Below are 12,018 nucleotides of genomic sequence, written 5' to 3'. Positions count from 1 at the left end.
TAGCGCATACTTTACGGCGCGCGCAGAACGCTGCCTAATGAGAGGTACTGATTAAGCGATAACCTTTGGTTATTCCCATGATTCCATCTTTGAATTCCATTTCATCGCGCCTACGCGTACGTCAGCTCAAGCTTCTCATTGCCCTTGAGGAGCATGGCTCACTGCACAAGGCTGCCGAGCAGGTTGCTATTACTCAACCGGGTGCAACGAAAGCCCTCCATGAAATTGAAGCGACACTAGGCGCCACCCTTTTTACACGTACCAGTCAGGGACTGGTACCTAACGATCTGGGACGCTGCGTGACTCGATATGCGCGCCTCATTCAGTCTGACATTGCCCACCTCAGGGAAGAAATGATTGGCATCCTGCATGGTCAGGGTGGCCGGTTGTCCATTGGCGTTATCATGGGTGCGGTGCCGCTGCTCATGCAGTCGCTCAATCGGCTTCGCCAGAAACAGCCGGAACTGTCGATTCATATCGCGGAGGACACCAGCGCGCGACTGCTTGCCCTTCTCGACCAAGGGCGGGTAGACGTAGTGATTTGCCGAACCAGCGTAAGCACCCGGCCTGATGCATATGAAAAGCTGATCGAACATCCAGAAAGCCTGGCGCTGGTGGCTCATCCCAACCATCCGCTGGCCAACGCATCACTTTCCAGTCTGGACGAGCTGACAGGCTATCGCTGGGTTGTCTATCCGTCCAACATGCCCATGCGCCTCGCGCTGGAGCAGCAGTTTCGCCTTGCAGGGCTCGACTTTCCGCGCTATCCCATCGAAACGGCCTCTACGTTCACGATGCTTAGCCTGTTGCAGGAGGATCCGCATCTTCTGGCTGTGATGCCTAGCGATGTAGCGCTCTTCAGTGAACGCTTTGGCTTGCTCAAGCGCTTTTCCATTGACCTGCAAATCAACAGCGAGCCCTATAGCGTTGTCATTCGCCAGGGCATGGACGTCACCGCACCGGCCAAAATGCTGATTGAAGAATTAAGGCAGGATATGGGGCTGACGGTGCAGCCCCATAGGCAGGAGATTACTGCTTGAGGGTCGAGAATTTGTAGATGGTAGTCTGCTTGTATGTCTCGCCGGGATTCAAGCGAGTGCTGGCAAAGTTGGGCTGGTTTGGTGCATCGGGGAAGTGCTGAGCCTCCAGCGTAAACGCTCCCCAGTGCGGATAAACCTTGCCCTGCTTGCCCTTGATGGTGCCATCCAGAAAGTTGCTGGTATAAAACTGCACGCCCGGCTCGGTTGTATACATCTCCAGACGCCGCCCGGATGATGGATCAAAAGCCGTAACCGCTACGGCATCGAGCTGCCCCGGCTTATCAAATGCCCAGTTGAAATCAAAGCCACCCTGTTTGGGCTCGGCATATTTCAGCTGTTGGTCGTTGTCACGAATGTGCGCACCGATAGCAGTCGGATGGACAAAGTCCATGGGCGTACCCTTCACCTCAGCCAGTTCCCCGGTCGGAATCAGCGTTGAATCAATCGGGGTGAACTTGGACGCATGGATAGTCACCTTCTGGTCGAGAATGGTCCCGTTGCCAGCGCCCGCCAGATTGAAATAACTGTGATTAGTCAGGTTGACTACCGTAGGCTTATCCGTCGTTGCGGTATATTCGATCTGCAACTCGTTATGCTCGTTGAGGGTATAACGCACAGTAGTAGTGAGCGTGCCTGGAAAGCCCATCTCACCATCAGACGAAACATAGCTAAGCGATACGCCCTTCCAATCCTTGCCCTCGATAGGCTTGGCCTGCCATACCTTGGTATTGAAGCCTTCCGGTCCGCCATGCAGAGCATTTGGATCATTATTGATCGGCACCTGATACGTCTTGCCATCAAGCTCGAACCTGCCTTTGGCCAGGCGATTGCCGAATCGGCCGATCAGCGCACCAAAGTAAACGGTTCCGTTATCCAGATAGCCTTTCACATCATCAAAACCTAGAACGACATCTTCCACATGCCCTTTTGCATCGGGCACCTCAATGGACTGGACGATACCGCCATAAGTAATGATGCCAACTCGCATTCCGTTGCTATTTTGTAGCGTATAGCGCTCGATGGCACGGCCATCAGGAAGTGACCCGAACGGGGCACGATCAACATGCAACGAGCTGGCTTGGGAGAGTCCGGACATAAGAGCGAAACCTATACCTAGCAGAACAGCAGACTTTCGGGACACTTTCATCGTATGAACCTCGTATTGTTTTTCTTGTAAGGGACACCTGTGAGCCGCTGGAAAGCTCACCTTGTCACTCTGACACAAAATGAGACGAAGTGACTCCCTTTCTTTCATACGATGATTAAGCGAATCTAGTAGGTCGGCAATGTGACATCAGTAAATAGGTCTTCAACTTCCTGGCGGCTATGGCACTGCATCGCCTGCACCAGGACTTCACGCGTCAGATGCGGGGCGAAACGACTGATGAAGTCACACATATATCCACGCAGGAAGGTCCCCCGACGCAAGCCGATCTTGGTAATGCTGGCCTCGAACAATTCACTGGCGTCCAGCGCAACAAGGTCACTGTCGAGCTTATGGTCAACCGCCATATCCGCCACGATTCCCACCCCCAGACCGAGCCTTACATAGGTCTTGATAACGTCGGCATCGGCTGCGGTGAAAACGACTTTTGGCTCCAATCCTCTCCGACTAAAGGCCTCATCCAGCTTGGAACGCCCTGTAAAACCGAATACGTAGGTGACGATGGGATGCTCAGCCAGGGCTTCCAGGGTGAGCTTGGGCACTTTGGCCAAGGGGTGACCATGGGGCACGATGACACATCGATTCCATCGATAGCAGGGCAGCATGATCAGATCACCAAAATGCTCAAGGCCTTCCGTTGCAATGGCAAAATCAACTGTGCCATCTGCTGCCATTTCAGCAATCTGCATAGGTGTACCCTGCTGCATGTGCAGGGCGACATCCGGATACTGCTTCATGAAATCACTGATCACATCCGGCAAGGCATAGCGGGCCTGGGTGTGCGTCGTGGAGATTGAAAGCGTGCCTTTCTTCTCGTTGGAGAACTCTTGGGCGATCTGCTTGATGCTTTCGCACTTACGCAGGATCTCACCAGCGGTCTGGATAATCCGCTCACCCGCTGGCGTAATGCGTGTCAGGTGCTTGCCGCTTCGAGCAAACACCTCTACCCCCAACTCATCCTCAAGCAACCGGATCTGCTTACTGATGCCTGGCTGGGAGGTATACAGGCTTTGCGCTGTTGCAGAAACATTGAGATCGTGATGCGCCACTTCCCATATGTACCTCAATTGCTGAAGCTTCATGATGGCTCCTTGCTATAGCTAACAGCACCGTTGTTATAACCTATATTAACGTACTACGAAAATATTTATAGCCATTGGTAATTATCAATGGCTGCGATGCTGCAACATGGGTACAAGATAGACAGGCACATCCGCCATTTGCAGAACTTTGCCTGCAGTACGTCCCAGCGGTGTATCCCAAGTACTGCCATGACTATGACTGCCCAACACAATCAAATCGACAGCCAGATCATGGGACTGATCAAGAATGACCTGAGCGGGATCTCCCTGAACGACCCGCACCAAACGGATACGGTCAAACTCCTGCGCAGTCTCCCCCATTTCATCGCGCAGACACTCGATCACGCGCTGCTCAATATTGGCTAAAACGGTATTGAAACCCTGCTTGTTCAATTGTGCCAACGTGGAGGCATCCATATAGGTTTGCAAAATCGAGTCAGCGAACAACCCCAAGGGTTCAACCGCATGTACGACATACAACTTAGCAGCATGCGCTCGCGCCAAGGCAAGCGCATGCTGCAAGACAGAGGATGAGTAGATGCCCAGATCAGTTGCATAAAGAATCGATTGGATCAATTGGCCCCCTCAACTACTGACGTGGATGGCCGTCATACGACATGCCGAATGCTTATTCATCATAGGAAAGCGTAGCAGCGTATTGCCACTTCGCCGTGCAAAATGCTGGTAAATGCCTTAATTTGCGACTTGGTTAGTTAACACCACACTTCTCTCATCAAGGTAAATCATCAGCATCACGGCTCAGACAAGCCAGAATTCCCTGATTCAACTCAGACTCGGTCATCCGCGTTTTCAGCCCGCCATAAAATAGCCCCTGACGTACTACGAACAGAGCAGGCAAGTGAAATACCTCATAGCGCTGCACCATTCCTCCGTTTCGCTCCGCATCGACCCAGGCGATTCGATCGCATGGCAAGCTCATCTCCGGCAAGCGCTCTCGCGCCCACCGGCAACTTGAGCACCCTTCACTGGTGAAGATAAGCAACGTTACTCCCGAAAGCGCCAACAACGCCTGATCCGCATCAAGATCGCTTAATTCCACAAAGCCTCGCTATTTCGTACTGATTAAGACATTCAAGGACGCAACAGGCCGCTTCGTCTCTCGAATCGGAAAAGGTCATTGTCGCCTCCTATGAAGACACGTTATGGTTAGCCTCTTGTCCACCTTTTACCGCGTAACGCCAGCCGGTTATGCCCAAGCAGGCACCGTGGCCTCCGAGAACACTATGGCCGATTTACCTATAAATGACCTAAACGTCGTATCAAACGACCCCCTGATAACGCCTGAGCAACTCAAGCTAGAGATTCCTTTGACCGAGAGCGCCTCCAAGACAGTCGCTCAGGGTCGCCAGGTGGTGCGTGATATCCTTGATGGCAAGGATCATCGGATTTTTGTCGTGATTGGCCCCTGCTCCATTCATGACATCAAGGCAGCCCACGAGTACGCCGACCGCCTGAAGGTTCTGGCCGAAAAGGTTTCCGATACCCTCTTCCTTGTCATGCGGGTGTATTTTGAGAAGCCGCGGACGACAGTCGGCTGGAAAGGGCTTATCAACGATCCCTACCTGGACGACTCCTTCAAGATTCAGGATGGTTTGCACATTGGTCGCCAATTGCTGCTGGAGCTGGCTGAGAAAGGCTTGCCTACTGCCACCGAAGCACTAGATCCCATCTCACCACAGTATCTTCAGGACCTGATCAGCTGGTCTGCAATTGGCGCCCGGACCACGGAGTCCCAAACGCACCGTGAAATGGCTTCCGGTCTTTCATCGGCCGTTGGCTTCAAGAACGGCACCGATGGCAGCCTGACCGTTGCTATCAACGCCTTGCAATCGGTCTCAAACCCACATCGTTTTCTCGGCATCAACCAGCAGGGACAGGTCTCGATCGTGCAGACCAAAGGTAACCCCTACGGTCATGTGGTTCTGCGCGGCGGTAACGGCAAACCGAACTACGACTCGGTCAGCGTTGCGGTATGCGAACGTGAATTAAGCAAAGCCAAGGTCAAGGCTAATATCATGGTGGATTGCAGCCATGCAAACTCTAACAAGGATGCCTCACTGCAGCCGCTGGTAATGGATAACGTTGCCAACCAGATTATCGAAGGCAACCAGTCCATTATCGGATTGATGGTGGAGAGCCATCTGGGCTATGGCAACCAGCCGATTCCTAAGGATCTCAACGAACTGAAATATGGCGTTTCGGTTACAGACGCTTGCATCGATTGGGAAATGACGGAACAGAGCATCATGAGCATGCATAACAAGCTCAAGGATGTACTGCCCAAGCGCAAGCGCGATTGATTGCCAGTCTTCTTATAGCCGGGTTCTTTACCCGGCTTTTTTATGCCTGTCGATTAGTGAGGAGCCGTTAGCTTCTGCTGACGCCGCTCGATATAACGCTCGACATAGGAGCAGGATGGAATGACGCTGTAGCCACGTGACTCCGCGTACGTCAGTGCGTGTTCGGCTAACGCTGCGGCTATTCCCCTGCCCCGCAGATTATCGGGCACAAAGGTTCTGTAAAAATCCATGGTCTGCTTACCAAGATCCATATAGGCAAGATACGCTCGCTGCCCATCGACGTGGATGACAAACTGGTGAGATGAGAGGTCGTGGTCGATTGAAAACGACTCGTTCATATCTGCTCCTTGGCGGAAAACCGATTACCCGCCTTATCTCTCTTATTGGGAAGCGACATTGCTGCCGAGCCTATTTTCAGACTACAGAAATGGCTGCCCCGTTCGGGCCGGCCATCGCACAACAATCATGACCTTAGGCTTAATACAACGAGCATCTGGCGCAAGACTAAGAGCTTAATAGTGCGTTGAAGTTTGCATTAATACAACCCATTAGCCTTGTAACTGTTTGCCTTAGTCGCGCTCCTTATACCGTCAGAAAACCTGTCATCAGTCACCCTTGGACACTTTTTAAGCAACGCAATGTCAATTTATCGAGCTTATGAAAGGGAAAGTGAAAAAAACTCGCGAACCTTGCATTCGCTCAGTTTACTTACTACACGTTATGAGTAGTATGTAGCGCGCAATTTTCCGCTGGGAAATTTGCACTCTATATGGAAGTCCACCTCAAGGGGATAATGATGAACAACGCTCTGAAATTTGCCGCTCTGGCTCTGGCAGCTGCCCTGGCTACTGGTTGCAGCCACGCTTCCAAAGAAAGCGAAGCCCGTCTGACCGCTACTGAAGACGCTGCTGCTCGCGCTCAGGCTCGTGCTGACGAAGCTTATCGTCATGCTGACGACGCTCTGGCTGCTGCTCAGAAAGCTCAGCAGACTGCTGACGAAGCTAACGAGCGCGCTCTGCGTATGCTGGAAAAAGCCAGCCGCAAATAATAGGTCTCTGACCTGTTAAGCCGACTCTCGGGTCGGCTTTTGCGAGCAACAAAAAGCCCGCCATTTTGGCGGGCTTTTTGTTGCCACACTGTTTTATAGCGCTGCAGCAGGCTGATCAGCGGCAGTCGCAGCCGTTTGCGAAGCCTGATTGATGGTAGCAGCCACCTCTACGGGCAGACCATCCTGCGCTGTGACGATATCCTTTACCAATTCCCAGTTCAGCTCAGCGTGACCACTCAAGTCCTCACGACGGATCATGGCATTCACCACAGCCGTGTGCTGGTCGATCATGGCCGGCTTGCCATTTTCGCTCGAGAGCGGCTCATGCGCCTCCAGATACAGCTTGCCTTGGCTGATACCAAACTTATAAGGCTCGTTGATGATGCGTACAGGGGTGTTCACCGGAATCATTCCAACGAACTCCTTGAGATCCTCATTCAGCATCCGGAAACAGCCGTGACTGACCTGCATGCCGATACCAAATTTCTTGTTGGAACCGTGGATCAGATAACCTGGTAGCGCAAGGTTCAACTTGTAGGGTCCAAGCGGATTGTCCGGCCCAGGCGGAACCACGGCTGGAAGCGGATCACCATCGGCGGCGTGCTCGGCACGAATCGATGCAGGCGGATACCAGCTGGGGTCCTTGGTCTTGGCGGTGATTCGGGTAGTCCCAACAGGCGACCCCCATCCTTCACGTCCAATTCCCAATGGGTAGGTGAAAACCGTATTACCCCCTTTGGGGTAGTAGTACATACGGTACTCAGCCAGATTAATGACAACCCCCTCACGCGGCCCAGGCGGCAGGATGAACCGTGTAGGCAAAACCACTTCGGTGCCCGCCCCTGGCAACCAGGCATCAACGCCCGGGTTCGCTGCCACCATCTCCGAATAGCCAAGATCGTACTTCTCACCCAGGTCTGCAAACGTGTCCTCGTAAGCAGCCTTGATGACCTGCACCTCGCCCACGATATCTTCACCAGGTGGTGGAAGCGGCAATTCCAGGGCGCAAGCCGTACCGGCAGTTAGACTAACGGCAAGCGATAAACAGGCGATAGATGATGCGCGAGACAACATCGAAAAATCCTTTGAAAAGAATGCTGTAAATAGTGTCAGTGTAACACTGCGCCTATAAGGTCGTGAGACCTCAGAGGAACGAAACAGTACCCACTTCACCCCGTTTATCTGCTTCCAGACGTTCCATGCATTGGGGGCATAACTGCGAGTGTCTCAGCCAATGCCGAGCTAATGGCTGAAACTTGGGCTCGGCCGGGAGAAGGCTGCCGCACAATGTACGATCAGCATGTCCGCCTAGCTCAAGCTGGCGTGCAACGATGTGCAGCCGTGTTGTCCGGCAGGCGAACAGATCGAGCTGTGAATCAGGCACGATAAGTTGAAAGCCAAACAAGGACCAGGCGTGACGCGACATTTGAGGCTCCAGAAGGGGGGCGCAACCTTAACGGAAAGGCGTTGACCTGAAAAGCAGGTGAACCGGATTTAACCGCCCCAAACTGTAAAATCTTACAAAACTTCAGTGCTTTGCATTCTGCGGCTGTTCAAGCAAGGGCTGTAAGGCTTGCCAGGCATTTTCCAGTAGTCTTGGCTGTCCGGCTGCATTGGGATGAATTCCGTCTGCCTGCATGTACTGCTCTATTCCTCCAACCCCCTCCAGAAAGAAGGGCACCAGTGCGACCTTTTTTTCTTCAGCCAGACTGGAATAAACCGCAGCGAAACGCTCGGTATACTGAATGCCATAGTTGGGCGGCAACCGCATTCCTAGAAGCAGTACCTTGGCACCTGCCTGCTTGGACTGGTCAATCATTGATGCAAGATTCTGTTGCAATTGCGCAGGGGGCTGGCCTCGCAAACCATCATTGCCGCCCAGCTCAATCAGCACAACATCAGGCTTATGCTCATTAAGTAACGGCGATAGCCGGGAAAGCCCGCCGGCACTGGTGTCACCGCTGATCGAGGCATTGATGACTTTGTAGCTGCCCTTCTGTTCGTCCAGCCGTTTTTCAAGCAGCGAAGCCCATCCTTGGCCCGTTTCTATCCCCAAACCGGCACTGATACTATCTCCAACGATCAAAAGTGTCTGTGCTGCGGCGTGTTGCGCGATTAGAAACAGCGCGAGACAGCCGCCCGATAACCATTTACGCATGCGGAATCCTCATGAGCGCCAGCATTCTAGTTGCCCAGAACCTTAGCAAGGTTGTACCCAGCGCGGAAGGTGAACTCACCATCCTTCATGGCCTCGACCTTGAATTGGCAAAGGGCGACAGCCTGGCCATCGTAGGCAGCTCAGGCTCCGGCAAATCCACTCTGCTAGGCCTGTTGGCCGGGTTAGATCAGCCGAGTGAGGGGGATGTTGTTTTGGCGGGGCATGCTTTGGCCGCATTGTCAGAGGATGAGCGTGCGCGAATACGTGCCGAGCATGTCGGATTCGTTTTTCAGTCGTTTCAACTGCTCGACAGCCTGACCGCTTTAGAAAATGTCATGCTGCCCATGGAGCTTGAAGGTTACAAAAATGCGCGTGATCGCGCCGAGTCTCTTCTGGAACGAGTCAATCTGGGGCATCGCCTGAGTCATTATCCGCGCCAGCTTTCTGGAGGTGAGCAGCAACGAGTCGCCATCGCACGGGCGTTCGCTGCTAACCCCAAAGTGTTGTTTGCCGACGAGCCTACCGGGAACCTGGATACCACTACTGGCGCCCGTATCAGTGACCTGCTGTTCGAACTGAACACAGAGCTTGGAACCACCCTAGTGCTGGTGACCCATGATGAGCGACTCGCGCAGCGATGTAATCGTCTGATACGTCTGGAAAGCGGCCGCCTAGTCACATTGGAGGCCTAAATGACTCGCCTCCCCTTCTTCCGATTATTGCGTCAAGCCAGCCGGCAGCTTATGCGAGAAGTTCGAGCCGGAGAGCTGCGAGTGCTCTTCTTTGCACTGGTGATTGCGGTTGCCTCAAGCTGTGCGATCGGTTATTTCACGGCTCGCCTGAATGAAGCCATGGTGTTGAGGGCCACGGAGTTTCTAGGCGGTGACCTGGCACTGCGAGGTACCTCGGCAGCTCGTCAGGAGCAGATCGATGCCGGCCTTGCCCAAGGGCTGAAACATGCTCAAACCATAGAGTTTTCCAGCGTCATTGCCGGTGAACAGGCCATTCAACTGTCCAGCGTCAAAGCCGTCAGCGGCTCCTATCCGCTCAGGGGACAGCTCAAGAGCACGCTCACTCCACAAGGTCAGGAAACTGTTGGAGGCCTTCCAGATCCTGGGGAGGCCTGGGTCGAGGCTCGTCTGTTACCGGCACTTGAACTGAAGATAGGTGACACGATAGATGTTGGTCGTAAAACACTACGTATCTCTCGCATCCTGACCTACGAACCCGATCGCGCTGGGGACTTTTACAGTTTGACGCCACGTGTCCTGATGAACAGTGCAGACCTGCCGGCCACTGAAGTCATCCAGCCGGGCAGCCGGGTTCGCTACCGAGACCTCTGGAGTGGAGCGACCGATCAGCTGGAGCGTTACCGGGCAACGCTCGAACGTAGTCTCGATGTTAATCAGCGAATCGAGGACCCACGCGACGGTAATCGTCAGCTCGGCAGCGCCCTGGACCGAGCTCAACGCTACCTGGGATTAGCGAGCCTCGCCGCCGTATTATTGGCTGGCGTAGCAGTTGCCATGTCGGCCAATCGCTTCGCAGTCAGGCGCTTCGATGCGAGCGCTCTGCTCCGCTGCCTTGGGCTTTCGCGCCGGGAAGCCTTGATTCTGTATAGCCTGCAGCTGGCCATGCTCGGACTGGCGGCCAGCGTACTGGGTGCTGTGCTGGGCTGGCTTGCCCAATTTCTGCTCTTCCACCTGATGGCAGGGTTGCTGCCCGCAACGATTCCCAGCGCAGGACTATTCCCGGCACTTGCGGGTATGGGGACGGGCCTGATCGCGCTTGCTGGTTTCGCGTTGCCGCCCCTGGCTGCACTCGGCCGAGTCCCGCCCCTACGCGTTCTGCGCAGCGACCTTCTTCCTGTCCCTCCTAGAAGCTGGATCGTCTATGGTACTGCCCTGCTGGCCTTAGGGCTGATTATGTGGCGGTTATCGCTGGACCTCAGGCTAACCCTGGCACTGCTAGGTGGCGGACTGATTGCCACAGTGGTGCTTGGCGGATTAATGCTGCTGGGCTTGAAAGGATTACGCCGCATGCTGGCCTCGGCACCGCTTGCCTGGCGTTTGGGGCTGGGCCAATTGCTTCGTCATCCAGTCGCTGCTGCCGGACAGTCCCTGGCATTTGGCCTGATTTTGTTGGCGATGGCGCTTATTGCCTTGTTGCGCGGAGAAATACTGGACCGCTGGCAGGACCAGCTGCCAGCGGACTCTCCCAATTACTTTGCACTCAACATCCTGCCTACTGAGAAGGACGCCTTTGCGGCACAAATCGGCCAGCTGTCGCCCAATCCGAAACCGTTATATCCCATCGTGCAGGGTCGTTTGGTGTTGATCAATGGCGAGCCTGCCAGCGAGGTCGTAGAAAGCGAGTCACGCGGAGACCGCGCCACGCGTCGCGACCTTAGTCTTACCTGGGCTGACACGCTGCCCTCAGGCAATGTCATCACTGCCGGACGGTGGTGGGACGACACACCACCAACACGTGATCTGCCGGGCGTATCCGTAGAGGCAGAACTAGCCAAGAGCCTCAAGGTAGGGATAGGCGATCATCTCAGCTTCAATATTGCCGGCAAGATCATAGAGGCGCAGGTGAGTAGTCTGCGAACCGTGGACTGGAATAATTTTCAGCCCAATTTCTTCATGATCTTTCAGACGGGAACGTTTACCAATGTTCCCGTCACCTATCTCACCAGCTTTTACATTCCGCCTGGCCATGACCGGGCCATGGTTGAGTTGGCACGTCAGTTTCCAGCCGCGACGTTATTGCCTATCGATGCGATCCTTGCGCAACTACGCAGCATCCTGGGCCAAGTAACCATTGCGGTAGAATTCGTCTTGCTCTTTGTATTGGCCGCTGGAATGACGGTCTTGTTTGCCGGTCTTCAATCCACGTTGGATGAGCGCATACGTCAGGGTGCACTTTTGCGGGCACTGGGATCGGAGCGACGACTCCTGATACGCACCCGCCGGGTTGAATTTGCCTTGCTTGGCGCAACCAGTGGACTTTTGGCAGCATTAGGGTGTGAGATCATTACAGCTTTGCTGTATCGCCTTGTGTTCGATATGCCATGGCAACCGCACCCATGGCTTTTGCTGCTTCCCCTGATAGGCGCAGCAATGATTGCTGCAGCAGGTCTTTTGGGAACGAGACGGGCATTGACGGTCAGTCCGCTACGCATTCTGCGGGAAGGTTAATCAG

13 protein-coding genes are annotated in these 12,018 nt (G+C 54.1%); 5 read left to right on the top strand and 8 right to left on the bottom strand.

The window, feature by feature from the left end; translation table 11 throughout:
* Nucleotides 1-77 precede the first annotated feature (77 nt).
* Nucleotides 78-1,040: a LysR family transcriptional regulator gene (locus tag QWJ10_RS18910; RefSeq protein WP_010797779.1), complete on the top strand. Its 963-nt coding sequence runs from the start codon at nt 78-80 to the stop codon at nt 1,038-1,040.
* On the opposite strand, the gene QWJ10_RS18905 is transcribed toward QWJ10_RS18910, so the two are convergent.
* The 4 genes from QWJ10_RS18905 to QWJ10_RS18890 form a co-directional block, all read right to left on the bottom strand.
* Nucleotides 1,030-2,187 carry an aldose epimerase family protein gene (locus tag QWJ10_RS18905; RefSeq protein WP_026003972.1) on the bottom strand — a complete coding sequence of 386 codons (1,158 nt, stop codon included), beginning with the start codon at nt 2,185-2,187 and terminating at the stop codon, nt 1,030-1,032. The two genes, QWJ10_RS18910 and QWJ10_RS18905, sit on opposite strands and share 11 nt — an antisense overlap.
* A gap of 125 nt (nt 2,188-2,312) precedes the next feature.
* Nucleotides 2,313-3,287: an HTH-type transcriptional regulator CysB gene (cysB, locus tag QWJ10_RS18900; RefSeq protein ID WP_019365964.1), complete on the bottom strand. Its 975-nt coding sequence runs from the start codon at nt 3,285-3,287 to the stop codon at nt 2,313-2,315.
* 84 nt (nt 3,288-3,371) lie between these two features.
* A complete protein-coding gene (locus QWJ10_RS18895; protein ID WP_289928959.1) occupies nt 3,372-3,863 on the bottom strand; it encodes a universal stress protein in 492 nt (163 codons plus the stop codon).
* A gap of 157 nt (nt 3,864-4,020) precedes the next feature.
* Entirely contained in the window at nt 4,021-4,347 is a 327-nt protein-coding gene (locus QWJ10_RS18890; protein ID WP_197873103.1) for a thioredoxin family protein, read from the bottom strand.
* Between the two features lie 184 nt (nt 4,348-4,531).
* Between QWJ10_RS18890 and QWJ10_RS18885 the strand changes: the two genes are divergently transcribed.
* Nucleotides 4,532-5,608: a 3-deoxy-7-phosphoheptulonate synthase gene (locus tag QWJ10_RS18885; RefSeq protein WP_122044814.1), complete on the top strand. Its 1,077-nt coding sequence runs from the start codon at nt 4,532-4,534 to the stop codon at nt 5,606-5,608.
* Nucleotides 5,609-5,661: 53 nt separating this feature from the next.
* Here QWJ10_RS18885 and QWJ10_RS18880 read toward each other — a convergent pair whose 3' ends face one another.
* Nucleotides 5,662-5,946, bottom strand: coding sequence for a GNAT family N-acetyltransferase (locus QWJ10_RS18880; RefSeq protein ID WP_010797773.1), 285 nt, complete (start codon nt 5,944-5,946; stop codon nt 5,662-5,664).
* Nucleotides 5,947-6,404: 458 nt separating this feature from the next.
* Here QWJ10_RS18880 and QWJ10_RS18875 point away from each other — a divergent pair, with 458 nt between their 5' ends.
* Nucleotides 6,405-6,656: an Lpp/OprI family alanine-zipper lipoprotein gene (locus QWJ10_RS18875; protein ID WP_026003970.1), complete on the top strand. Its 252-nt coding sequence runs from the start codon at nt 6,405-6,407 to the stop codon at nt 6,654-6,656.
* Between the two features lie 93 nt (nt 6,657-6,749).
* Here the strand turns inward: QWJ10_RS18875 and QWJ10_RS18870 are convergent, their stop codons facing one another.
* The 3 genes from QWJ10_RS18870 to QWJ10_RS18860 form a co-directional block, all read right to left on the bottom strand.
* The gene (locus tag QWJ10_RS18870) at nt 6,750-7,730 is read right to left on the bottom strand and encodes a L,D-transpeptidase family protein (RefSeq protein WP_150347707.1); all 981 of its coding nucleotides are present in this window, start codon (nt 7,728-7,730) and stop codon (nt 6,750-6,752) included.
* Between the two features lie 70 nt (nt 7,731-7,800).
* Nucleotides 7,801-8,082, bottom strand: a complete 282-nt coding sequence (locus QWJ10_RS18865; protein WP_010797770.1) for a hypothetical protein — start codon at nt 8,080-8,082, stop codon at nt 7,801-7,803.
* A 102-nt stretch (nt 8,083-8,184) separates the two neighbouring features.
* Nucleotides 8,185-8,814, bottom strand: a complete 630-nt coding sequence (locus tag QWJ10_RS18860) for an arylesterase (RefSeq protein ID WP_289928952.1) — start codon at nt 8,812-8,814, stop codon at nt 8,185-8,187.
* Nucleotides 8,815-8,825: 11 nt separating this feature from the next.
* Here QWJ10_RS18860 and QWJ10_RS18855 point away from each other — a divergent pair, with 11 nt between their 5' ends.
* Nucleotides 8,826-9,506, top strand: a complete 681-nt coding sequence (locus QWJ10_RS18855) for an ABC transporter ATP-binding protein (protein ID WP_010797768.1) — start codon at nt 8,826-8,828, stop codon at nt 9,504-9,506.
* On the top strand, nt 9,507-12,014 hold the full coding sequence (locus QWJ10_RS18850; protein WP_289928950.1) for an ABC transporter permease: 2,508 nt from the start codon (nt 9,507-9,509) through the stop codon (nt 12,012-12,014).
* Nucleotides 12,015-12,018: the final 4 nt, after the last annotated feature.

Origin of the sequence: Pseudomonas sp. WAC2, from assembly GCF_030403525.1 — a bacterium.
GTDB classification, from domain to species: domain Bacteria; phylum Pseudomonadota; class Gammaproteobacteria; order Pseudomonadales; family Pseudomonadaceae; genus Chryseomonas; species Chryseomonas luteola.
Note: the sequence above shows the minus strand (reverse complement) of the source record. Positions and strands in the feature narration are given on the sequence as shown.

What these genes read in the sequence shown, in the direction of transcription:
- QWJ10_RS18910 (WP_010797779.1), top strand. Translation starts at nt 78, where the DNA reads ATGATTCCATCTTTGAATTCCATTTCATCGCGCCTACGCGTACGTCAG.
- QWJ10_RS18905 (WP_026003972.1), bottom strand. Translation starts at nt 2,187, where the DNA reads ATGAAAGTGTCCCGAAAGTCTGCTGTTCTGCTAGGTATAGGTTTCGCT.
- cysB (WP_019365964.1), bottom strand. Translation starts at nt 3,287, where the DNA reads ATGAAGCTTCAGCAATTGAGGTACATATGGGAAGTGGCGCATCACGAT.
- QWJ10_RS18885 (WP_122044814.1), top strand. Translation starts at nt 4,532, where the DNA reads ATGGCCGATTTACCTATAAATGACCTAAACGTCGTATCAAACGACCCC.
- QWJ10_RS18880 (WP_010797773.1), bottom strand. Translation starts at nt 5,946, where the DNA reads ATGAACGAGTCGTTTTCAATCGACCACGACCTCTCATCTCACCAGTTT.
- QWJ10_RS18875 (WP_026003970.1), top strand. Translation starts at nt 6,405, where the DNA reads ATGAACAACGCTCTGAAATTTGCCGCTCTGGCTCTGGCAGCTGCCCTG.
- QWJ10_RS18870 (WP_150347707.1), bottom strand. Translation starts at nt 7,730, where the DNA reads ATGTTGTCTCGCGCATCATCTATCGCCTGTTTATCGCTTGCCGTTAGT.
- QWJ10_RS18865 (WP_010797770.1), bottom strand. Translation starts at nt 8,082, where the DNA reads ATGTCGCGTCACGCCTGGTCCTTGTTTGGCTTTCAACTTATCGTGCCT.
- QWJ10_RS18860 (WP_289928952.1), bottom strand. Translation starts at nt 8,814, where the DNA reads ATGCGTAAATGGTTATCGGGCGGCTGTCTCGCGCTGTTTCTAATCGCG.
- QWJ10_RS18855 (WP_010797768.1), top strand. Translation starts at nt 8,826, where the DNA reads ATGAGCGCCAGCATTCTAGTTGCCCAGAACCTTAGCAAGGTTGTACCC.
- QWJ10_RS18850 (WP_289928950.1), top strand. Translation starts at nt 9,507, where the DNA reads ATGACTCGCCTCCCCTTCTTCCGATTATTGCGTCAAGCCAGCCGGCAG.